Origin of the sequence: Sulfitobacter sp. R86518 (genome assembly GCF_042466275.1) — a bacterium.
Classification (GTDB): Bacteria; Pseudomonadota; Alphaproteobacteria; order Rhodobacterales; family Rhodobacteraceae; genus Sulfitobacter; species Sulfitobacter pontiacus.
This window is the reverse complement of record NZ_JAXHCA010000005.1, coordinates 1,621,229-1,643,747: the sequence shown is the minus strand read 5'-3', so window position 1 is coordinate 1,643,747 and position 22,519 is coordinate 1,621,229. Positions and strand designations below refer to the sequence as shown.

Genomic DNA, 22,519 nt, shown 5'->3' with positions numbered 1-22,519 from the left:
TGAGTTTATTTGGCAAAATGAAGATCAGAGCGCCTTGAGGGTGCGCGCCAGATCGCCGTAGCCGGTAAAGCGCCGTTCAAAGGCAAGGCCGAGCGTATCGGCGCATGTTTTCGCCTTGGCGGTGAGCGCGGGATCATCTGTTTGCGCCTGATACACAAGCTTTTCGTAGTTCCCGAAGTACATATCGCGCAGGTCGGGGTGCCGGTCGAGCCCCATGGGCTTTATAATGAAAGCGTCGAACTGGCGGACCAGAAAATCAGTGAGATAGAAGGTGGTAATCTCGTCCTCCGAGATCTGGGAAAAGCGGTCGTTGCCCTCAAAAAAGCTATAGCAATGCGGCCCTGCGACCATCTGCACGCCAAGTTTCTTACACTCCACCTCTAGCAATCCGCCGGTGCCGCAGTCGGCGTAGACAACGAATATATCGTTGTATTTGTCGCGGTGCTTCTCAACGGCTTCGCGGACTTCGTTGGTGATTTTTTCTGGGTAAAGATGCAGCTTGGCGGGCAGGCAGGTCAGGTCCAGATGCGACCAGCCGTTCGCCTCTTTCAGGTCGAGAATTTCCCGCGCCAGCGCCCCGCAGGCGATCAGCAGAATGCGGCCCGTCTGCGGGGCGAGCGGCAGGCCTTTTTCTGTCAGATCACGGTCCGAGGGCGGCTTCATCTCACGCTCCGTCATGCAAAAGGCCCCTCCGGTAGGGAAGGGCCTTTATGTTCTAGATCAACTGCTTACGCCTTGGCGGCGTTGTGTTTCCGCCCGACCCATTCCTTGGCGGTTTCCACCGCGACGGCGGCATCGCGGCAATAGGCATCGGCACCGATGGCCTTGCCGAATTCTTCGTTCAACGGGGCCCCGCCGACCAGCACGATATAGTCATCGCGGATGCCCTGTTCGACCATCGTGTCGATCACAACTTTCATATAGGGCATGGTCGTGGTCAGCAGCGCGGACATGCCAAGGATGTCCGGCCCTTCGGTTTCCATCGCTTCAAGATAGGCTTCGACCGAATTGTTGATGCCAAGATCGACAACCTCAAAGCCCGCGCCTTCCATCATCATCGACACAAGGTTCTTGCCGATGTCATGGATGTCGCCCTTGACCGTGCCGATCACCATCTTGCCCACGCGCGGCGCGCCGGTTTCGGCCAGCAGCGGCTTTAGGATCGCCATGCCGCCTTTCATCGCGTTCGCAGCCAAAAGCACTTCGGGGACAAAGAGGATACCGTCGCGGAAGTCGGCCCCGACGATGGTCATGCCGCCGACAAGCGCCTTGGTCAGAATATCATAGGGTGCCCAATCGCGTTCGATCAGGATATTGACCCCTTCCTCGATCTCTTCGCGCAGACCGTCATAGAGATCATCAAACATCTGCTGAACAAGTTCTTCGTCGTCCAGATCGGCAAGGATAATTTCGTCTTCATCCGACATAGTCGTTCCTCATCGGTTAACTCACCCGCGCGGGCTTGTGCCTTTTTGTCACATACGCGTCGAAAGCTTCGTGCTTTTTGCGACAAACCCGGCACCGCGTGCGACGCTTTGGTTGTTGGGAAATTACGCTCAATCGTGCTGTAAAACAATGGCTTGGGCCAATATACTTGACCATGTTCCCAATTTGTTCCAAAAGATTTGAATGGATCAGGCACAGCGCAAATACAGACTGCCCGGACGGGGCACATCCAGCAACCGCCCGGGCCGGTTCGAGCCGCTGACCGTCAGCGCTGTGGCCGATGGATGGGCGGGCGATGATGACCCTTTGCCGGTCTTGCGCACGCAGGTGAGCGTTGAAATTCCGCGCTCCGTGATCAGCTACAACCAGTCGCCGGACCTGCCGTTTGACCGGTCGATCAACCCGTATCGCGGGTGCGAACACGGTTGTGTCTATTGTTTCGCGCGGCCAAGCCATGCCTATCTGGGGTTGTCGCCGGGCCTGGATTTCGAGACGCGGCTGATCGCACGGCCCGAGGCACCCGAGGTGTTGAAACGAGAGTTGGCGGCGAAGAAATACCAGGTCGCCCCCATTGCGATTGGCACGAATACCGATCCCTATCAGCCGATCGAGAAAGAGCATCGGATCATGCGCGCGCTGCTAGAGGTGCTGTCAGACGCGAACCATCCCGTTGCCATTGTGACCAAGGGCGGTCTGATCGAGCGGGATATTGATATTCTGTCGGATATGGCGGCGCGCGGGCTGTGCCGCGTGGGCGTGTCGGTGACGACGCTGGATGCGACGCTTTCGCGGTTGATGGAGCCGCGGGTGCCTGCACCGAAACGCCGGTTGCAGGTGATCGAACGATTGGCAGAGGCAGGCATTCCGGTGCGGGTGATGGCGTCCCCCATGGTGCCGGCGCTGACCGATCCCGAGCTTGAGGCGATTTTGGAAGCGGGGCGCGATGCGGGGGCCGTCGCGGCCAGTTGGATCATGCTGCGCTTGCCGCGCGAGGTATCGCCCTTGATGCAGGAATGGTTGACGGCGCATTACCCTGACCGCGCGGGTCGCATCATGGCGCGGCTGCGCGAGATGCACGGGGGGAAGGAATATGACGCAAATTGGCACCGACGGATGCGCGGCGAAGGCCCCTATGCCGAGATGATTGCGCAGCGGTTTACCTTGGCGGTCAAACGGTTGGGGCTGGATACGCTCCTGCCGCCGATGCGCTGCGATCTGTTCCGCCCGCCCAAACGGGCGAGCGCGCAGTTGGATCTGTTCGGGGATTAACCCCGGCGGCGGCCACGGCGTGGTGCGCGGGTGGGGCCTTCGCCATCGGTGCCGTCACTGGCCGAAGAGAACGGACCAAGTGCCTCGACGATCTGTTCCAGCGTGGGGGCGTCGCCCTTGGGCCGGCTGTCGAGAGCGGCGCGCATATGCACCAGATGTTCCGGCATGGTGCCACAGCAGCCGCCGATGATCGACGCGCCGCAGTTGCGGGCCATCTCGGCGTAATCGGCCATCAGTTCGGGCGTGCCGTCATAATGGATGTGGCCTTCGACGTATTTCGGGATGCCCGCGTTGCCCTTGGACACAATCGGCGTCGGCATGCCTTTGGAGGCGAACCCCAACACCGTGCGCAACACATCCGACGCGCCGGTGCCGCAGTTGGCCCCATAGGCCAGCGGGCCATAATCGAGGTCATGCACCATGTCGACCATCGCCTCGGATGTCATGCCCATCATTGTGCGGCCTGCTGTATCAAAGCTCATCGTGCCGACCCAGTCGAGCCCTGCCAGCTTGAAGCCTTCGGCGGCGGCGCGGTATTCCTCGGGGGCGCTGATCGTCTCCAGCCAGCCCACATCGGCACCACCGGCTTTCAGCCCGTCTGCGGTTTCGTGGAACATCTCGACCGCCAGCGCGTGGGTGAGGGGGCCGACCGGCTCCATGATCTCGCCCGTGGGGCCGACGGAGCCTGCTACGATTACCTTGCGACCGGCCTTATCCGCGACCTCGCGCGCGAGCTCGGCGGACACGCGGCTCAGCTCATGGGCGCGTTTTTCGGCATTATGTAGTTTCAGGCGCGAGGCATTCGCGCCGAAGGAGTTGGTCAGGAAGATGTCGCTGCCCGACTGCACGGCACCCTGATACAGCTTGATGATGTTTTGCGGCTGTTCCGTGTTCCACATCTCTGGCGCGTCACCGGACATCAGGCCCATATTGAACAGGTTCGTGCCAGTGGCACCATCGGCCAGCAGCGTGCCTTTTTCAGCCAGAAGATCGGTGAGGGGGTTGGACATCAAAACGCTCCGCTAAATGGGTGATTTTGCCGTTTCCCACAACGCCCCTGATGACGCAACTTCATTATTCTCATGATCGTCATGAGCCGCCGCCATGGTTTCTGCGTGCATGACCGCTATGAGGGCAGGGCGCGCGCTTGCGTGGCAGGGGCGCTTGGACTATGTGACAGGCTAGAAATGGCTGATGGGTATTCCAACCGGCCTGTTGTCTGGAAGGGATGTGCATGGCCCGTCGCACGAAAATCTATGAAGGTACGGCGAAGATCCTGTATGAAGGACCGGAACCGGGGACCATTGTCCAGCACTTCAAAGACGACACAACCGCCTTTAACGCCGAGAAAAAAGCGGTGATTGAAGGCAAGGGCGTGCTGAACAACCGCCTGTCCGAATTCTTCATGACCGGTCTGAACAACATCGGCGTGCCCACGCATTTCATCAAACGTCTGAACATGCGCGAACAGCTGATCCGTCAGGCAGAGATTATCCCGCTCGAGATCGTTGTGCGCAACTATGCGGCGGGGGATCTGTCCACGCGGCTTGGCATTGACGAGGGCATGCAACTGCCGCGCCCGATTGTGGAATATCACTTCAAGAACAATGACCTTGGCGATCCGCTGGTCACCGAGGAACATATCGCCGCCTTTGGCTGGGCCGGTCAGCAGGACATGGAAGACATCCTGAGCCTGTCGCTGCGGGTCAATGATTTCATGTCCGGCGTGATGATGGCCGTGGGCATCCGGCTGGTGGACTTCAAGCTTGAGGTGGGCCGGATCTACGAGGGCGATTTCCAGCGTCTGATCGTCGCCGACGAGATTAGCCCCGACAGCTGCCGTCTGTGGGATATCGAAACCGGACAGAAACTGGACAAGGATGTGTTCCGCCGCGATCTGGGGTCGCTGACGGATGCCTATACCGAAGTCGCCCGACGTTTGGGGGTGATGCCCAAGACGTCGACACCGATGATGAAACCGACGTTGATCAACTAGGCTGGCGTCGCAGATGAGTTTATTTTGCAAAATGAAGATAGGGGACGCGTCATGAAAGCACGGGTGCATGTGATGTTGAAAAACGGTGTTCTGGATCCGCAGGGCGAGGCCGTGCGCCACGCACTTGGGGCCATGGGCTTTGAAGGCGTCAATGGCGTGCGTCAGGGCAAGGTGATCGAGCTGGACCTGAACGACGGCGCAACCAAGGCCGACGTCGAGGCGATGTGTGAAAAGCTGCTCGCGAACACGGTGATCGAATCCTACACAGTGGAGATGAGCTGATGCACGCAGCGGTCATCGTTTTTCCCGGCTCTAACTGTGACCGCGATCTGGCGGTGGCGTTCAAGGCGGTCGGTGCCAAAGTGTCGATGGTCTGGCACAAGGACACGAGCCTGCCCGAGGGCGTCGATATTGTGGGTGTACCCGGCGGCTTTTCCTATGGCGACTATCTGCGCTGCGGTGCCATTGCGGCAAACTCTCCGATCTGTCGCGAAGTGGCGGCCCATGCGGAACGTGGCGGTTATGTCATGGGGATCTGCAACGGCTTTCAGGTGCTGACCGAAACCGGTTTGCTGCCCGGTGCCCTGCTGCGCAATGCGGGGCTAAAATACATCTGTCGCACCGTGCCGCTGCGCGTGGCCACGACGGACAGCGATTACACATCGGGCTACGAGGCCGGTGCGATGATCGACATCCCGATCGCACACCACGATGGCAATTATTTTGCCGATGGCGATACAATTGCCAAACTGCATGGCGAGAATCGTGTTGCCTTTACCTATGGCGATAACCCCAACGGGTCGCAGTCGGACATCGCGGGAATCCTTTCGTCGAACCGTCGTGTGCTGGGGATGATGCCACACCCCGAACGCGCAGCGGATGCCGGGCATGGGGGCACGGACGGGGCGGCGCTCTTCCGCGCATTGGCGTGGTCTCTGGTCACAGCGTGACTTGAGTGCACCGGTGAGGACGCGTAGATTGCCGCCATGTTTCGGTCTGCGTCCTCTAGTGAAGCCCCTTTATCTGTCAGCTGGCGCGTCCGGCTGGCGGTTGCTTTGCTTTTGGTCATTGCGGTGGCCACGATTTCGGTCACCAACAAGCTGCTGACGGATCGCTTTACCGAAAGCACACGTAACCGGGCCGAGCTTCGGATCGCGCTCTACAGCGGCAACCTGCTGGCCGAGCTGCGCCAGAACGCGATTGTGCCACAGCTTTTGTCGCGCGATCCTGCCTTGATCGAGGCGCTGACCCGATCTGATTATTCCCTGTCGACCCAGCGATTGATCTCTTTTGTAGAGGAGATCGGCGCGGCGTCCTTGATGCTTTATGATATCGATGGGCGCACGGTGGCAGCGACCGACCGCAACCGGTTGGGGGCTTCGCACCGGCAAGAGGCTTATTTTGTTGACGCGCTGCGATCGAATTCGACCGTGTTCAGCGTTATACCCCGCGATACCGGCGGCTATCGGTTCTTCTATTCGCGTCGTATTCAGGAAGGCGGCACCAACCTTGGGGTGATCGCGGCCGAGGTGGATCTGCAACGGTTTGAACGGGCCTGGGCCGGGATCTCGGATGCGGTGATCGTCACCGACAGCACGGGTGACATCATCATGGCGACCGAACCGCGCTGGCGCGGTCTGACGGAAAGCGAGGCTCTGTCGAACCAGACCCCGCAAAGCGCCATCGAGCGCGCGATCAAGGCCACCGCCGATTGGACCGCATTGCCTGCGGATGCTTATCTGCAGGGCGAGGCGGTGATGCGTCTGTCGTCGCGGATACCGTTTCGGGGCTGGCGGATCACGAGCTATACCACCTATGCCTCGGTCCGCGAGAAGGTGAACGGGGTGCTGGCGCTTGAGGTGATGGGCTTTGCGATCCTTCTGGCGCTGACGTTTTATGCTCTCAGCCGTCGGACGGCGGGGCGCGCGGCGCTGTTTCAGCGTGAATCCGCCGAGCTGCGCGCGCTGAACGCCGCCCTTCAGCGCGAGGTGGCGGAACGCAAACGGGTGCAGCAGACTTTGGCCGTGGCCGAGCAGACGTTGGAACAATCCAGCAAGCTCGCTGCCTTGGGCGAAATGTCCGCCGCCGTCAGCCACGAGCTGAACCAGCCGTTGGCCGCGATGAAAACCTATCTGGCGGGCGCGCGTCTGTTGATGCAGCGCAACCGGCTGGAGGAAGCGCTGGCGTCATTCGGGCGCATTGACGATCTGATCGAACGCATGGGGGCCATTACGCGGCAGCTGAAAAGCTATGCGCGCAAGGGCCAGCAGCAGTTTTCGCCCTTTGATATGGGGGAGGCGCTTGCCTCTGCCTTGTCAATGATGGAGCCGCAGCTACGTCAGCGTCAGGTGCAGATCAACCGGATCCTGCCCGCAGAGCCTGTTCAGGTGATGGGGGACCGCATGCGGATCGAACAAGTATTGGTCAATCTCTTGCGCAACGCATTGGATGCCACCAAATCGGAACGAAACCCGACGGTAGAGATTATACTATCAGCGGGTGAGACGGCGACGCTTACCGTGCGCGACAATGGCCCCGGGATCGAAGATCTCGATAGCCTGTTCGAGCCGTTTTACACGACCAAGCAGCCCGGCGATGGTGTCGGGCTGGGGCTTGCGATCTCGTCGGGTATTGTATCCGATCTGGGGGGCAGGCTGACAGCCCGCAACGGCCAACATGGCGGTGCGGTTTTTGAAATGCAGCTGCCCATTATGGACAGCACAGAGAAGACACAGGCGGCAGAGTAAACCAATGGCTCAGGCAATGAAAATCGCGATCGTTGATGATGAACAAGACATGCGTCAGTCGATCAGCCAGTGGCTGGCGCTTTCGGGCTATGACACAGAGACGTTCGGCAGCGCCGAGGACGCGTTGAAAACACTGGGGCCGGATTACCCCGGTATCGTGATCTCCGACATCAAGATGCCCGGCATGGGCGGGATGCAGTTCCTGAAAAAGCTGATGGGCACTGACAGCGCGCTGCCCGTGATCATGATCACGGGCCACGGCGATGTGCCCATGGCGGTCGAGGCGATGCGCGTCGGCGCGTTCGACTTCCTTGAAAAGCCCTTTAACCCCGACCGGATGAGCGAACTGGCCAAGAAGGCCACCAACGCGCGCCGTCTGGTCATGGACAACCGCGCCTTGCGTCGGGAGCTGTCTGACGGCAGCCAGTTGATGAAAAAGCTCATCGGCGGCTCACCTGTGATGGAGCGGCTGCGCGAGGATATTCTGGATCTTGGTCAAGCCGACGGTCACGTGCTGATCGATGGTGAAACCGGTACGGGCAAGACATTGGTGGCGCATGCGCTGCATGCTGTGGGATCGCGCGCGGGCAAGAAGTTCGTGCTGGTCAGCTGCGGCGCGCTAGAGGAAGACGCATTGAGCAAGCGTTTGTTTGGTCCGATGATGCCTGAAGACGCCCAGCTTCCCGCGATCGAGGAGGCCCGCGGCGGTACCTTGGTGCTGGAAGGTGTTGAATCGCTCAGCGAGACGCTGCAAGCCCGTCTTCTGAGTGCGATCAACGACCAAGGCACGCCTGCGGAAACGCGGATCGTTGCAATTTCGAACCTGCAAGAAGCGGGGCGCACCTCCGAAGATGCGCTGCGTTCTGACCTATTCTATCGTCTGGCCGCCCTGCGCATCACCGTGCCGCCGCTGCGCCAACGGGGCGAGGATATTCTGACGTTGTTCACACGTTTGTCCGAAGAATTCGCGGATGAATATGGCTGCGAGACTCCGCAGGTTTCCGCGCAAGAGGCCGCGCAACTGTTGCAAGCGCCCTGGCCCGGGAACGTGCGCCAATTGATCAATGTGGCTGAACGTGCCGTGTTGCAGTCGCGTCGCGGGTCCGGTTCTATCGCATCGCTGCTGATGTCGGACCACGAAGAGATGCAGCCGGTGATGACCACCGACGGCAAGCCGTTGAAAGAATATGTAGAAGCCTTCGAGCGTATGCTGATCGACAATACCATGCGCCGGCACAAAGGGTCTATCGCCAGTGTGATGGAGGAGTTGTGCCTGCCGCGCCGGACGCTGAACGAGAAGATGGCGAAATACGGTTTGCAGCGCTCGGATTACCTCTGAGCGCCGCATTTTGCAGACAGGCTCAGCCGAGCCGCGTCTCGATCAGCTCGCGTGCTGCACCGGTCTCATCGGTGTAGCAGGTCCACGACGGGCCGCCGGGTATATCGACAATATACTGGCCAGTCTCGACGATAGGGATGGTCGTGTTGAGCGTACCGCCCGATTTGCCGGTGTGTTTTTCCACGGCACGGATGCAACTGCGCTTGGACGGGCCCTCGGGGTCGCTGCCACCGGTCGTGCTCATGTCTTCGCAGGCGGCAAGCGCCAGAAACGGCAGGCACAGGGCTGCGCGCAGGGAAATATGCATTCGTATCATCCTTATCTGTCTTATTTTTGTGCATCCCGTCACAGGGCTGCGGCACGGGCATAAACCCGCCGGCAAAGCTTTTCCCATAGCACCGACGCTTGTCAAGCAAGGCGGCGGGGGGCGTGATACCGCTATCGGCCCCCGTATCTGTAAAGCCGCTAAACGCGATTTCCCATTGTCATTTGGTGCCTTCTGCCGTTAATTGTAGATAGGGCTGTTTGCCTCTTTGGATGGCAAACCAGACCCCAGACAGTTTCGATGCCTCGGTTCCCCGGCATGTGGTGACCAGGCAGACCGATTAGGCCCTTAAAAAAGGCTCAAGAACCGCTGACGATTGCGCCGTGCCTTTGGCCGGACAACCGCAGTAAATTAATGGATATGGGGGCGCGGTACGCACCACCCATGTCGGAGAAGAACCGCGATGACGCGCGCAGACGCCAAGAGCAGACAGACAGGCGGCCTTTTGGGCCCTGTTTTAGCCGCGTCACCCATCGCCCTGACAAGACATACCCTGCCTCGCAGCGCCCCACCGGGGCTGCTGTTTGCGCAGCTGTGCAAAATGGATTTATGCCTAAGAAAATGCTTATCGATGCCACCCACGCTGAGGAAACTCGCGTTGTTGTGGTTGATGGAAACAAGGTCGAAGAATTTGACTTTGAATCAGAGAATAAACGCCAGCTAGCTGGCAATATCTACCTCGCGAAAGTCACGCGGGTCGAACCTTCGTTGCAGGCCGCGTTTGTGGATTATGGCGGCAACCGTCATGGTTTCCTCGCCTTTTCGGAAATTCACCCCGACTACTACCAGATCCCCGTCGCTGACCGTCTGGCGCTGATGGAGGAAGAGCGTGCCTATGCCGAAGCGCAGGCCGCCAAGGAAGACGAAGACGAAAAGCCCAAACGCCGGACACGCTCGCGCAGCCGCAGCAAGTCCAAGGCCGAAGACACCGTGTCCGATGACGCGACGGTCAGCAAAGACGCGGATGCGACCGACAGCGACCAGATCAACGGCATGCAGACCGTCGATCTGGACGATGAAGAAGGCTCCTCTCCGATGGAGCGGGTTGCCGAAACGCCTGTCGAAGAGCCAGACGGCGATGATAGCAAGGCAGAGGGTGACACGCCCAAGGCCGCCAATGCAGATGCGAAAGACGCCGCGAAACCTGATGCCGATGATCAGGACGACAGCGACGACGCGGATGACAGCGACGATAGCCCCAAGGCTAAAGATGCGTCCTCCAAGGATGACAGCATCGAATCCGTGGCGGATGACGATGACCACGACGATCTGCGCACCGCGCGCAAGCCGCGGCCCAAGCGCTATAAAATCCAGGAAGTCGTCAAGGTGCGTCAGATCCTGCTGGTGCAGGTCGTTAAAGAGGAACGTGGCAACAAGGGTGCCGCGCTGACAACCTATCTGTCGCTGGCCGGCCGCTATTGTGTGCTCATGCCCAACACCGCGCGTGGGGGCGGCATCAGCCGCAAGATCACCAATGCCGCGGACCGTAAGAAGCTGAAAGAGATCGCAAACGAAATTCAGGTGCCAAAAGGTGCCGGTCTGATCGTGCGCACCGCCGGTGCACAACGCACCAAGGCCGAAATCAAGCGCGACTACGAATACCTGCAACGCCTGTGGGAACAGATCCGCGAGCTGACGCTGAAATCCATCGCGCCTGCCAAGATCTATGAAGAAGGCGACCTGATCAAACGCTCGATCCGCGACCTTTATAACCGCGAGATTGACGAGGTGTTTGTCGAAGGTGAACGCGGTTACCGCATCGCCAAGGACTTCATGAAGATGATCATGCCGTCCCACGCCAAGAACGTGAAGCTCTATAGCGAAACACTGCCCTTGTTCGCGCGCTATCAGGTCGAAAGCTACCTCTCGGGCATGTTCAACCCCACGGTGCAGCTGCCTTCGGGTGGCTATATCGTGATCGGTGTCACCGAAGCGCTAGTTGCGATCGACGTGAACTCGGGCCGGGCCACCAAGGAAGGCTCCATCGAACAGACCGCGACCAAGACCAATCTGGAAGCCGCCGCCGAAGTCGCCCGCCAGCTGCGTCTGCGCGATCTGGCCGGTCTGATCGTCATCGACTTTATCGACATGGACGAGCGTCGCAATAACGCCGCCGTTGAAAAGCTGATGAAGGAAAAGCTGAAAACCGACCGTGCGCGTATTCAGGTGGGCCGTATTTCCGGCTTTGGCCTGATGGAAATGTCGCGCCAGCGTTTGCGTCCCGGCATGATCGAGGCGACGACACAGCCGTGCCACGCCTGCCACGGCACCGGCCTGATCCGGTCGGACGACAACCTTGCGCTGTCGATCCTGCGCCAGATCGAGGAAGAGGGCACCCGCAAACGGTCGCGCGAGGTATTGATCACCGCGCCCGTCGGCATCGCTAACTTCCTGATGAACCAGAAGCGCGAACATATTGCCCATATCGAAGGCCGCTATGGCATGGCCGTGCGCATCGAAGGCGACCCCGCTTTGGTCAGCCCCGATTTCTCGCTTGAAAAGTTCAAGACCGCGACACGCGTTGTCACGCCGATCGAACATGTGGTGTCGGTTGATACCTCCATCATGGACGAGGTCGACGATCTGGATGTCGATGCGGAAGCAGATGCGGACAATGCTGACAATGAACCTACCGGCAACGGCAATGGCGGGCAGAACCAGCACAATGGCTCTGACGATGACAATGATGGCGAAGGGAAACCCAAGCGTCGTCGTCGTCGCCGGCGGCGTCGGGGTGGCAAATCCAACGGGGATGATGCTGCCAACGGTGAAAACAACGGCGATAGCAACACCAACAGTGACAACGGCGATAGCGACGCGCCCGCGCAAACCGAGGCGGATACTGCTGGTGCCAAGGATGACGCGAAAACGGATGCGACTGCAGACGCCGCTTCTGATGACGCGAAACCGCAGGACAAACCCAAGCGCACCCGTAGCCGGACCCGCAAACCCAAGGCAGATGCCGCGGCAGAAGCGACCGTAGACGCGGACGCCAAGACCTCCGAGGACGCGAAACCTGCGGAGACGGCCCCTGCCGACGCGGACGCCGCCGAAGACGCGCCCAAGTCAAAACCCAAGCGGACCCGCACGCGCAAGCCCAAGGCCGCGCCGGTTGAGGCTGTCGAAGAGACACCCAAGTCCGAGGAAACACCTGCGCCAAAAGAGCAGCCAACCCCCGAGCCCAAGCCCGAGCCAGAGGTGACACCAGACGCGCCGACGCCCGAGCCCGCAAAGGAGCCGACGCCGATCCCTACGCCGGAACCCACGCCCGCGCAGCCGTCCCAGCCCGCCGAGGTGGAGCAAACACCGGCACCGACCGAGGTGCCCGATAGCACCCCGACGGAAATGCCGCCCGCGCAGGAAATCCAGCCGGAGCCACCGGTCACCGAAGTACCGCAGCCCGAGGCGACCCCGCAGGCGGAGCCTGAAAAACCCGCCAAGCCCAAGCGGCGCGGCTGGTGGTCCTTGGGCGGCTAAGCAGCGCCCCTGCGCCGACATATGGAAACGAAAAAAGGCAGACCTTCGCGTCTGCCTTTTTTATCTGCGGTATCCGCGGCACGTGGGGCGGCGGGACCGTTACTTTTTGCGGATCACATAGGCCTGCGGCGTTTCGTCCATCGCGGCGCTTTCAAGGCTGTGACCGGCCTCGGCACAGAAATGCGGGATGTCGATGATCGCGGCGGGATCATCCGCATGCACGGTCAGAAGATCGCCAGAGGCCAATGATTGCAGGCGTTTACGGGCTTTGAGCACGGGCAGGGGGCACAAAAGCCCCGTCGCGTCGAGAAAGTTTTTATCTGTCATGATCCTCAGATAAGCCACATGTTTCAACGCGTCCACAACCTTGTGACGGGGATCACGCGCAACAGCAGGTGACGCGCCGGACAAAGCAGATTATGGCTGATGTCATGTTTGGATTTGACCTGATCGACGCGGGACTACTGCCCGCCATACTCATCGCGCTGACCGCCGGGATCATCAGCTTCCTGAGCCCCTGCGTCCTGCCCATCGTCCCCCCGTACCTCGCCTATATGAGCGGGGTAACCCTGAACGACATGTCATCGGTCGCCGCCGCGCGCCGCAAGGCTGTCATCGCGGCGCTGTTCTTTGTTATGGGGCTTAGTACGGTGTTTCTGATTCTGGGGTTCACGGCCTCGGTCTTCGGGGCGTTCTTCCTGCAAAATCAGGTGCTCTTCGCGCGGCTATCGGGCATTGTGGTGATCATCTTTGGCCTGCATTTTCTGGGCGTCTTCCGCATTCCTTTTCTGGATCAAGAAGCGCGTCTGGATGCGGGCGACAAGGGCGGCACGTCCTTTGGGGCCTATATCCTTGGGCTGGCCTTCGCCTTTGGCTGGACACCCTGCATCGGGCCGCAGCTTGGCGCGATCCTGTCGCTCGCAGCGTCCGAAGCCTCGGTCACGCGCGGCACGCTTTTGCTGGGGGTCTATGCGGCGGGCTTGGGTATTCCCTTCTTGCTGGCGGCGATGTTCATCACCCGCGCCACCCACGTCATGAACCGGATCAAGCCCTATATGAAGCTGATCGAACGCGGCATGGGGATCTTGCTGGTGGTCGTCGGTCTGGCGCTGCTGACGGGGGCGTTTACGACCTTCTCTTTCTGGTTGCTGGAAACATTTCCTGCATTGGGTTCCTTGGGTTAGGCGCCTTACTCTTGCCGGAAAACCTGTTTAAGCTCCGGCGAAATACAGGGTGAACGATGGCCGAGAACATAGAGCAGACAGTCAGGACGCGACGGGTTTTCTATATCCCGGGCTATGACCCCATTCATCCGCGCCGCTACCGCGAGCTTTACCGCAAGGAAGGCAGCGCACAGGCGCGGATCTCGGACTATCAGATCGCGCTGTCGCCCAAGAAGGGCGGCGGGAACTACGGCTGGAACGTCGCCGCGCATATCGATGGCGTTGATGTAGAGGCTCAGGTCGACGTGCTCGTCTGGTCCGACATCGTCCGCATCTCCATGAGCAATTCGATCCTCGCAACCTATGGGCAGTTGGTGCAGACGGCTTGGGTCTATATCGCGTCGGGTGCGCTTTGGCGGTTGATGAAGCTGCGCAAGGGGCCAGTGATTGCGGCGCTTTATCCGGTGGGGATGTTGTTGCTGCAACTGTTGATCGCTGCCCTCGCGGGCAAGCTGCTTTACGCGGGGCTGACCTTCTTTGGCGGGCCTGCGTGGTTCAAGGGGATCGTCGCCGCCGCTGGCGTGGGGCTGGGCTGGCAGGTGCTGCGCTGGTTCAAGAAACACGACGGCAAGCTTTTCGCCTATTACTTGATGCATGATTACGCTTTCGGGGCAGCGACGCACGGGGCGAACCCGCCCGCGCTTGAAACGCGCATGACCGAATTCGGGGATGCCATCGCGCAGGCGCTGAGGTCTGATGTGGACGAGGTGCTGGTCGTGGGCCATTCATCGGGCGCGCATCTGGGGGTGTCGATCCTTGCCGATCTGATCCGGGCGGGCCGTGTCCCTGCTGACGGGCCTGCGCTGGCCTTTATGACCTTGGGGCAGGTGGTGCCGATGGTGTCCTTCCTGCGCGATGCCCACCGTCTGCGCGCCGATTTGCGCTTTCTGTCGCAATGCGAGGGTCTGACATGGGTCGATGTGACGGCCCCCGGCGACGGCTGTGCCTTTGCGCTTTGCGATCCGGTAGCGGTGTCGGGCGTTGCCCCCGAGGATAAACGCTGGCCGCTGGTGTTTTCCGCGGCCTTCACCCAATCGCTGACCCCCGCCCGCTGGAAAGAGCTGCGCTGGCGGTTTTTCCGGCTGCATTTCCAATACCTCTGCGCCTTTGATGCGCCCAAGGATTATGACTATTTCCAGATCACCGCCGGTCCGCATAGTTTGGCCGAACGCTACGCCGGACGGCCTGCATCCCGGTCGCGCATTGTCAAACCGGTGAATAAATTCACCTCTACCGCGCCATGACGCTTCCCCCCAAACCCGAGAGCCGCCCCGCGAAAGTGTCGCTTTGGCGCTATGCGCGGCTCTTCCGCCAGGACATCCTGTCGGCGCAGCCCGCACGCCTGTATCGGGCCTGGATGGCAGAGTTCAAGACGCCGTTCTTCCGCAGTTATCTGATCAACCAACCCGATCTGATCCAGACCGTGCTCAAAACGCGCCCCGACGATTATCCCAAGTCCGACCGGATCGGCGAAGGATTGCGCCCGCTGCTTGGCAATTCGGTCTTCCTGACCAACGGGGCGATATGGAAACGGCAGCGGCGCATCATCGACCCCGCGTTTGAAGGGGGCCGCTTGCGCGAAACCTTCCCCGCCATCTGGGACGCGGCAGAGGCAGCAGCGGCACGGCTTGCCCCTCACGATGGCGCGCCGCTAGAGGTGGAGGCGCAGACCAGCCACGCGGCGGCGGATGTGATCTTTCGCACGTTGTTTTCGATTCCCATCGAACACCACATGGCGCGCGAGGTCTTTGACGAATTCAAAACCTATCAGCGCAGCCAGCCGATCCTGAACATCGCGGCCTTTGTACCCTTGCCCCGCTGGCTGCCACGGCTGTTCCGCCGCGACACCAAACGCAGCGCAGCCAAGATCCGGCAGCTGATCACCGCGCTGACGGCCGAGCGGATGGAGACGATCAAGGCGGGCGCCGCACCAGACGATCTGGCGACCAAGATCATGACCACACCCGACCCCGAAGACGGCTCTACCTTTACCACCGATGAAATGGTCGATCAGGTCGCGATCTTCTTTCTTGCGGGCCACGAGACGAGCGCCTCGGCGCTGGCATGGGCGATGTATCTGGTGGCGACCCATCCCGACTGGCAGGACCGTCTGGCCGAAGAGGCGCAGGCGATCGACCAGTGCGATTTTGCGGTCATGGGCAAGCTCAAACAAAGCCGCGATGTCTTCCGCGAAGCGCTGCGGCTTTATCCCCCCGTGCCGATGATGGTGCGCGAAGCGAGCTGCCCCGCGACGTTCCGCGACCGGACCGTGGCGCGTGGGGCACAGGTGGTGATCAGCCCGTGGCATCTGCATCGTCACGAACGCCTGTGGGACAACCCCGACGGGTTTGATCCGGCGCGATGGCACAGCGAGAACGGCAAGAAATGCCAGCGCGAGGCCTATCTGCCGTTCAGCGCCGGTGCGCGGGTCTGCCCGGGGGCGGGCTTTGCCATGGTCGAAGGCCCGTTGATCCTGTCACGTATCTTACGCGATTACCGCATAGAGGTTGTCGGCGAAAAGCCACCTGTTCCCGTGGCGCATCTGACAGTTCGTTCAAAAGACGGCATTTTGCTGCGCTTTGTCCGGCGCTAACGATATATCATCGCGGGAATAGATGCGTTAAACGAACATTCGACGGAATCAATAAGGGCCAGGATCATCATGACCACGACAGACGCACAGCGCACACAAATGGAAACAGGGCAGGGGTTTGTGGCCGCATTGGACCAGTCGGGCGGATCGACCCCCAAGGCTCTGAGCCTTTATGGCGTTGAACCCTCTGATTACTCGGGCGATGCCGAGATGTTTCAAGCCATGCACGACATGCGCGCGCGGATCATTCTGGCCGATGATTTCACCTCTGACAAAGTTCTGGGCGCGATCCTGTTCGAACGCACGATGGACAACACGATTAACGGCAAACCTGTGGCCCAACTGCTTTGGGAGGATCGCGGCGTCGTGCCTTTCCTGAAGATCGACAAAGGTCTGGAAGACGAAGCAAACGGCGTGCAGCTGCTCAAACCCATGCCCGAGCTGGACGATCTGCTGAAACGCGCGAAAGCCGCCGGAATCTTTGGCACCAAGGAACGGTCGGTCATCCAATCCGCCAACGCCGAAGGGATCGCGTCGGTCGTGGCGCAGCAATTCGCCGTTGCTAAAACTGTCTGTGCCGCCGGTCTGGTCCCGATCATCGAGCCAGAGGTGAACATCCATTCCGAGAGCAAGGCGGAAGCTGAAGACATCCTGAAATCCGAGCTCGAGAAACACCTCGCCGCGCTGTCCGCGGAGGAACTGGTGATGCTCAAGGTGACCTTGCCAGAACGCGCGGGGCTTTATGACAGCCTTGCGGATCACCCCAATGTGCTGCGGGTCGTGGCGCTATCGGGCGGCTATTCCACCGAAGACGCCTGCGCGCGTTTGACGCAAAACCCCAAGATGATCGCCAGTTTCTCGCGTGCGCTGACCGAAGGGCTGAACGTCAAGATGTCGGATGCCGAGTTCAACACGGCACTGGGGCAGAACATCAGCAAGATCTACGACGCCTCTGTCGCCTAAATTGGAATTTTCCTAAATTCCGCGGGGGTTTTCTTGGGAAGAAAACCCCTAAACAATAATGCGGATCGGTTCCTGATTGCAAAAGATCACGAGCTGGCCCGCATTCTCTACAGCGTGATAACCGCGGCGTAGCAGTTCTTGCTCGAACGCGTGGCGGCCCACATATCTTTCGACATCCCTGACATTCCGCCGCACGACACACCCGCTGCGGGCAGCCTTCGAACTGAATAGGGCGAGCATCCAGCCCTCGGGCGACAATGGAGAATACTGTTGTTTGACCATGGGGGAAACTTACACCCGCGAAGGTAAACGTTCCTTTAATGCACGCAGCACATACACGCGGATCGCAGAGGCCAGCCCCGCTTCAACGCCGCGTTCTGCATCGATCTGCGCCACCAGCGCATTGATCGGCATGTCCATCTCTTGCGCAAGGTCGCGCAATTCCTGCCAGAATTCATCCTCCAGCGAGATCGACGTACGGTGACCCCGAAGGGTCACCGAATGTTTCACCGGTCGGGCGCTCATGTGTCGCGCTTATGGGCTTCCAGATTGCGCGAGATTTGCGCCAGACGGGCTTTCAAAACCTCTTTCTGGTCCTTGCTCTGGCCGAACTGTACCGCGTTTTCATCGGCACGGGCCTTGCGCGAGGCGCGGTTGCGCTCTTTCTTGACCTTGTTGAGGTTGATGGGGGCGCTCATTCTTTGGGTCCGATCATTTGCTCCGGCCGCACCACGCGGTCGAATGTTTCGGCATCGACAAAGCCCAAGGCGATTGCTTCTTCCTTGAGCGTCGTGCCGTTCTTGTGGGCCGTCTTCGCGACTTTGGTCGCGTTGTCATAGCCAATCGTGGGGGCCAGCGCTGTGACCAGCATCAGGCTTTCTTTCATCAACTTGTCGATACGTTCGACATTGGCCTGCGTGCCGACAACCATATTGTCCGTGAAGGCCGAGGCGCTGTCGCCCAAAAGCTGCATGGATTGCAGGACGTTATAGCTCATCATCGGGTTGTAGACGTTAAGTTCGAAATGCCCTTGCGAGCCGGCAAAGCCGACGGCGGCATCGTTACCCATGACATGGGCACAGACCATCGTCAGCGCTTCGGCCTGCGTCGGGTTCACCTTGCCCGGCATGATCGAAGACCCGGGCTCGTTCTCGGGCAGGATCAACTCGCCCAGACCTGAACGCGGGCCGGACCCCAGCAAGCGCATGTCATTGGCGATCTTGAACAGCGATCCCGCCACGGTTTTCAGCGCACCCGAGAACATGACCATCGCGTCATGGGCGGCCAGCGATTCAAACTTGTTCGGCGCGGTGACAAAGGGCAGGCCGGTGATCTCGGCCATATGCGCGGCCACGGCTTCGGCCCAGCCTTTTTTGGTGTTCAGACCGGTGCCAACGGCAGTACCGCCTTGGGCCAGTTCATAGATGTCGGGCAGGCAGGCGTTGACCCGTTCGATCCCCTTTTTCACCTGATGCGCATAGCCCGAGAATTCCTGACCCAAGGTCAGCGGTGTCGCATCCTGGGTATGGGTCCGGCCGATCTTGATGATGTCCTTGAACTCTTCGGACTTCGCGACCAAGGCATCGTGCAGTTTTTGCAGACCGGGCAGCAGTACATCGCGGGCCTGCATGCCGATGGCCACATGCATCGCGGTAGGGAAGGTATCGTTGGACGACTGTCCCATGTTGCAGTGGTCGTTGGGGTGGACCGGATCTTTCGACCCCATCTCGCCGCCCAGCATCTCGATCGCGCGGTTCGAGATCACCTCGTTCGCGTTCATGTTCGACTGGGTGCCGGAGCCGGTCTGCCAGACGACCAGCGGGAAGTTGTCGTCGAACTTACCCTCGATCACCTCGGTCGCGGCGGCGGTGATTGCATTGGCCAGCTTCTGGTCCAGATTGCCCTGGTTCAGGTTTTCCATCGCACAGGCTTTTTTCACGACGCCAAGGGCGCGGATGATCGGCACGGGCTGTTTTTCCCACCCGATGGGGAAGTTGATGATCGACCGCTGGGTCTGCGCGCCCCAGTATTTATCGGACGCCACTTCCAATGGGCCAAAGCTGTCGGTTTCTGTACGGGTATCGGCCATGAAAAGGCTCCTGATCTTGGGCTTATGTCTGATCAGGGTTTACCCCGCGGGCCGCAGCGGTGCAATGAGCCGATGGCGCTAACCTTGGCGACAAGGCGCGCTGACCGGTCGATTACTTGCGGAAGCTGTCCAGCGAGACAATTTCGGCGGCTTTGGGGGCTTCTTCCTCGACCTCAAGCTCGCTTTCGTCCTGCTGGGGCAGGTCTTCGTCCTCGTCCTGTTGGCCGGGTTCTTGCTGTTCGAACTTCAGGCCGAATTCCACCGACGGGTCCACAAAGGTGCGTATCGCGTCATAGGGGATATACATGGGTTCGGGCGCATCGCCAAAGTTCAACGTGACCGAGAATCCTTCCTCGGTGACCTCAAGCTTGTCGTACCAATGCTGCATGACGACGGTCATCTCGCCGGGATAGCGGTCGGACAGCCAATCGGCCAGTTCCGCATCCGGATGAGAGGTGTCGAACGTGATAAAGAAGTGATGGTTGCCGGGCAGTCCATTGGCTGCAACGTCAAGTAATACCTGACGAATTAACCCGCGCATGGCATCGTGCATCAGATTGCCATACTCAATGCTTCGGCTCATTACTTCTCTCCGGCCTTGGTTGATGGCGATAGCATACGGCATTTCGCACCAGTGAAAAGGGGGCGCAAAAATTTATAGCAACAGGCGCCAGCAAAGGGCCAATGCAGCGCTTATCGTCATCGTCAGGACAAAGCCGAACCGCAGCCCCAGCATCAACACTCCCGCCACACCGGTCAGCACAGCGGCCACGGGATCAAAGCTGCTCCAATCAGGGAGCGGCACTGCCAGATGCGCCATAGGCAGCACGCGTTCAAACATCACATGCAGCGCGAACCAGACCGATAGGTTGGCAATCACGCCGACGACGGCGGCGGTAATCGCGCGCAAGGCCCCCGCCAGCCGCGGCTGCGCCGAGATCGCCTCCAGATACGGGCCGGCAAGGAATATCCATAGAAAACAGGGCGTAAACGTCACCCAAAGCGCCAGAGCCCCGGCCGAGACCGCGCCCCATGGCCCCGATTGGGCAAAACCGGCCAGCAGGGCGACAAACTCCGTCACCAGAATAAGAGGGCCCGGCGTCGTCTCGGCCAGCCCCAGGGCGTCGATCATCTGTTCGGTGGTGATCCACCCGTGATCCTGCACCACGGTCTGCGCCATATAGGCCAGCACCGCATAGGCACCGCCAAAGGTCACCACCGCGAGTTTCGAGAAGAAGAGCCCGATCTTGAGCAGGAATTCATTCCCCACACCCCAGACAAACAGCAGCGGCGACGCCCATAGCGCGACCCAAAGCCCGATGACGCCGAAGGGGCGGGCAGGGCGGTGATGTAGCCCCTCACTCTCGACCACGCTGCCGTGCCCGGTGGCACCAAAAGCGCCCCAAAGGCCCGCACCCAGAATGATCAGCGGGAAGGGCAGGCCAAAGACGAACAGAGCTACAAAAGCCAGCGCAGCCAGCACCCAACCCGCGCGCCCGTGCAACGCCTTCCGTCCCAGATTGCGCAAGGCTTGAAAGACCACGACAATGACCGCCGCCTTGATCCCCATGAACGCGGCTTGAACCAAGGGAAGTTGGCCGAAATAGGCATAGCCAAAGGCCAGCGCCAGAATGACCGCAGCCCCGGGGAGCACAAACAATAGCCCCGCCAACAGCCCGCCAAGGGTGCCGCGCAGCCGCCATCCGGCATAGGTCGCCAACTGCATCGCCTCTGGCCCGGGCAATAACATGCACAAGGACAGAGCGCGCAAAAAACCGTCTTCCGAAAGCCAGCGATGACGCTCGACCAACTCTTTGTGCATCAGGGCGATCTGTGCCGCTGGCCCCCCAAAGGACAGCACCCCGATCCGCCCGAACACACGCGCCAGCAGGCCCCATTCCGGTACACTCATATCTCGCATATGCCTCTCACGATGCCCCGCGTCAGAGGTCGCAGTACCGGCCCCCGAGGTCAAGCGCCGGTGGGGCACCGATTGGCACTGCCCGCACATACGCGCGGCGGTTTTCAAAGGATGCAGATTGTCAGGTTAGTGGGCGGGTTGCTATTACGCCAAACTATCGAAATCGTTGAACTCTTTGAACGGCACGTCCAGCATCCAAGGGAACCTTGATTTAAAGTCCTCGTCGTCGCGCCAATTCTCGACCTCTTTCCATCTTTCACCGACGCTGACACGCGAGTCGTTCACGTCGCTCAACGTGCGGATATACATGAGTTTCCGAGTGTCGCTGGTGTAGCCGAACCGTTTCGGTGCATCCATATGGCCGATGCCGAATATGTTTTTATGGTCTTTCCTGCCAACCATCGTCAGACCCAAATTAATGAATTTGAAGCGATGTGCCCATAACTGAACCTCGTCGTCACGCAGGCCCAATGCGTAGCCCTTTGGAAAGGTGTAAAAATGGGGCGTGCCCTCCGCTTCGAGCGGCTCGGCTTGCGCTAGATGCGCTCTGAGCGTTGCGATGAAATCCGAAGATAGCCCGTCATCATCATCAAGGACGACTTGCGCTACCGGATCGCTCCCTGCGAATTTTGCGATTGCGTGGCGCTGAAACTTCCTCGCCGGGCCCTGCGGCGCGAATTGTATCGTGAACTTACCAGCCCCTAAACGGTCTTTACACATATCGGTCAGCTCTGATTTTGCCCAATCGGGCATCTGATCGCTGGAAAGGATGAAATGGTGAAAGTTATCGTCCGTTTGCGACGCGAGGCTCGCCAATGCGATATTGTTGAACAGCCATAGCCGCCTCAACAGCCTGTTTTTATCGAACAGCATCGCCGCATCTTTGGAAAAGTCGCTTTGCCATCCTGACGCCCCTAGAAACGAGAACCGAGTTGAGACGAGGATTTCAGTCGATTGGGACATTGAGCGGCTTCTCTGCTTTGTAGGCGGTTAATGTATCTTATTAAAAATTATGGACTTTTTGACCGCAAGTCAAACAAACCCGAAGTGCGCGTTGAAAGTCAGGGTTCAAGGGGCTTGGGTGTTCTGCCCTTTATTCTGAAGCGGACGAAGTGCTTATGCAAGCTGCCC

At 59.8% G+C, this 22,519-nt stretch carries 23 protein-coding genes; 11 read left to right on the top strand and 12 right to left on the bottom strand.

Features of this window, described 5'->3' with window-relative positions; genetic code table 11:
* Nucleotides 1–24: 24 nt before the first annotated feature.
* Nucleotides 25–678 (bottom strand): DUF1638 domain-containing protein, encoded by a 654-nt coding sequence (locus SJY36_RS08975; RefSeq protein ID WP_386174414.1) that lies wholly within the window; start codon nt 676–678, stop codon nt 25–27.
* 50 nt (nt 679–728) lie between these two features.
* A complete protein-coding gene (locus tag SJY36_RS08970; RefSeq protein ID WP_005853706.1) occupies nt 729–1,427 on the bottom strand; it encodes a cobalamin-binding protein in 699 nt (232 codons plus the stop codon).
* A gap of 202 nt (nt 1,428–1,629) precedes the next feature.
* On the opposite strand from SJY36_RS08970, the gene SJY36_RS08965 reads away from it, so the two are divergent.
* A complete protein-coding gene (locus tag SJY36_RS08965) occupies nt 1,630–2,715 on the top strand; it encodes a PA0069 family radical SAM protein (protein WP_386174411.1) in 1,086 nt (361 codons plus the stop codon).
* On the opposite strand, the gene bmt is transcribed toward SJY36_RS08965, so the two are convergent.
* Nucleotides 2,712–3,725: a betaine--homocysteine S-methyltransferase gene (gene bmt / locus SJY36_RS08960; protein ID WP_005853702.1), complete on the bottom strand. Its 1,014-nt coding sequence runs from the start codon at nt 3,723–3,725 to the stop codon at nt 2,712–2,714. The two genes, SJY36_RS08965 and bmt, sit on opposite strands and share 4 nt — an antisense overlap.
* Nucleotides 3,726–3,949: 224 nt before the next feature.
* On the opposite strand from bmt, the gene purC reads away from it, so the two are divergent.
* Genes purC through SJY36_RS08935 form a run of 5 tightly spaced genes read left to right on the top strand, consistent with a single transcriptional unit; the run spans nt 3,950 to nt 8,797 of the window.
* Complete coding sequence (gene purC / locus SJY36_RS08955) at nt 3,950–4,711, top strand: phosphoribosylaminoimidazolesuccinocarboxamide synthase (protein WP_005853701.1); 762 nt, start codon at nt 3,950–3,952, stop codon at nt 4,709–4,711.
* Nucleotides 4,712–4,762: 51 nt separating this feature from the next.
* Nucleotides 4,763–4,993: a phosphoribosylformylglycinamidine synthase subunit PurS gene (gene purS / locus SJY36_RS08950; RefSeq protein ID WP_009824700.1), complete on the top strand. Its 231-nt coding sequence runs from the start codon at nt 4,763–4,765 to the stop codon at nt 4,991–4,993.
* The gene (gene purQ, locus SJY36_RS08945; protein ID WP_386174406.1) at nt 4,993–5,661 is read left to right on the top strand and encodes a phosphoribosylformylglycinamidine synthase subunit PurQ; all 669 of its coding nucleotides are present in this window, start codon (nt 4,993–4,995) and stop codon (nt 5,659–5,661) included. The genes purS and purQ overlap by 1 nt, the downstream gene beginning before the upstream one ends.
* Before the next feature lie 36 nt (nt 5,662–5,697).
* Nucleotides 5,698–7,458: an ATP-binding protein gene (locus tag SJY36_RS08940; protein WP_005853695.1), complete on the top strand. Its 1,761-nt coding sequence runs from the start codon at nt 5,698–5,700 to the stop codon at nt 7,456–7,458.
* 4 nt (nt 7,459–7,462) lie between these two features.
* A complete protein-coding gene (locus SJY36_RS08935; protein ID WP_009824697.1) occupies nt 7,463–8,797 on the top strand; it encodes a sigma-54 dependent transcriptional regulator in 1,335 nt (444 codons plus the stop codon).
* Between the two features lie 22 nt (nt 8,798–8,819).
* On the opposite strand, the gene SJY36_RS08930 is transcribed toward SJY36_RS08935, so the two are convergent.
* Complete coding sequence (locus SJY36_RS08930) at nt 8,820–9,104, bottom strand: hypothetical protein (RefSeq protein WP_037944345.1); 285 nt, start codon at nt 9,102–9,104, stop codon at nt 8,820–8,822.
* 579 nt (nt 9,105–9,683) lie between these two features.
* Between SJY36_RS08930 and SJY36_RS08925 the strand changes: the two genes are divergently transcribed.
* The gene (locus SJY36_RS08925) at nt 9,684–12,599 is read left to right on the top strand and encodes an Rne/Rng family ribonuclease (protein ID WP_386174402.1); all 2,916 of its coding nucleotides are present in this window, start codon (nt 9,684–9,686) and stop codon (nt 12,597–12,599) included.
* A 99-nt stretch (nt 12,600–12,698) separates the two neighbouring features.
* On the opposite strand, the gene SJY36_RS08920 is transcribed toward SJY36_RS08925, so the two are convergent.
* The gene (locus tag SJY36_RS08920; RefSeq protein WP_037945031.1) at nt 12,699–12,926 is read right to left on the bottom strand and encodes a sulfurtransferase TusA family protein; all 228 of its coding nucleotides are present in this window, start codon (nt 12,924–12,926) and stop codon (nt 12,699–12,701) included.
* 104 nt (nt 12,927–13,030) lie between these two features.
* Here SJY36_RS08920 and SJY36_RS08915 point away from each other — a divergent pair, with 104 nt between their 5' ends.
* The 4 genes from SJY36_RS08915 (at nt 13,031) to SJY36_RS08900 (ending at nt 17,378) form a co-directional block, all read left to right on the top strand.
* Nucleotides 13,031–13,783 (top strand): cytochrome c biogenesis CcdA family protein, encoded by a 753-nt coding sequence (locus tag SJY36_RS08915; RefSeq protein WP_037945030.1) that lies wholly within the window; start codon nt 13,031–13,033, stop codon nt 13,781–13,783.
* Nucleotides 13,784–13,839: 56 nt separating this feature from the next.
* Complete coding sequence (locus SJY36_RS08910) at nt 13,840–15,066, top strand: hypothetical protein (RefSeq protein ID WP_386174399.1); 1,227 nt, start codon at nt 13,840–13,842, stop codon at nt 15,064–15,066.
* Complete coding sequence (locus tag SJY36_RS08905; RefSeq protein ID WP_386174396.1) at nt 15,063–16,415, top strand: cytochrome P450; 1,353 nt, start codon at nt 15,063–15,065, stop codon at nt 16,413–16,415. The genes SJY36_RS08910 and SJY36_RS08905 overlap by 4 nt, the downstream gene beginning before the upstream one ends.
* Before the next feature lie 69 nt (nt 16,416–16,484).
* A complete protein-coding gene (locus SJY36_RS08900; RefSeq protein ID WP_009824690.1) occupies nt 16,485–17,378 on the top strand; it encodes a fructose bisphosphate aldolase in 894 nt (297 codons plus the stop codon).
* 48 nt (nt 17,379–17,426) lie between these two features.
* Here the strand turns inward: SJY36_RS08900 and SJY36_RS08895 are convergent, their stop codons facing one another.
* The 7 genes from SJY36_RS08895 to SJY36_RS08865 all read right to left on the bottom strand — a co-directional run bounded on the left by SJY36_RS08895 (nt 17,427) and on the right by SJY36_RS08865 (nt 22,351).
* Entirely contained in the window at nt 17,427–17,660 is a 234-nt protein-coding gene (locus SJY36_RS08895) for a hypothetical protein (protein ID WP_009824689.1), read from the bottom strand.
* Between the two features lie 9 nt (nt 17,661–17,669).
* A complete protein-coding gene (locus SJY36_RS08890) occupies nt 17,670–17,903 on the bottom strand; it encodes a ribbon-helix-helix domain-containing protein (protein WP_386174392.1) in 234 nt (77 codons plus the stop codon).
* Entirely contained in the window at nt 17,900–18,076 is a 177-nt protein-coding gene (locus tag SJY36_RS08885; protein ID WP_005853675.1) for a DUF4169 family protein, read from the bottom strand. The genes SJY36_RS08890 and SJY36_RS08885 overlap by 4 nt, the downstream gene beginning before the upstream one ends.
* Nucleotides 18,073–19,467 carry a class II fumarate hydratase gene (fumC, locus tag SJY36_RS08880; RefSeq protein WP_386174389.1) on the bottom strand — a complete coding sequence of 465 codons (1,395 nt, stop codon included), beginning with the start codon at nt 19,465–19,467 and terminating at the stop codon, nt 18,073–18,075. The genes SJY36_RS08885 and fumC overlap by 4 nt, the downstream gene beginning before the upstream one ends.
* A 112-nt stretch (nt 19,468–19,579) precedes the next feature.
* Nucleotides 19,580–20,050 (bottom strand): SspB family protein, encoded by a 471-nt coding sequence (locus SJY36_RS08875; protein ID WP_005853671.1) that lies wholly within the window; start codon nt 20,048–20,050, stop codon nt 19,580–19,582.
* A 72-nt stretch (nt 20,051–20,122) separates the two neighbouring features.
* Entirely contained in the window at nt 20,123–21,379 is a 1,257-nt protein-coding gene (gene chrA / locus SJY36_RS08870) for a chromate efflux transporter (RefSeq protein WP_386174387.1), read from the bottom strand.
* A 153-nt stretch (nt 21,380–21,532) separates the two neighbouring features.
* A complete protein-coding gene (locus SJY36_RS08865) occupies nt 21,533–22,351 on the bottom strand; it encodes a glycosyltransferase (protein ID WP_386174384.1) in 819 nt (272 codons plus the stop codon).
* Nucleotides 22,352–22,519: the final 168 nt, after the last annotated feature.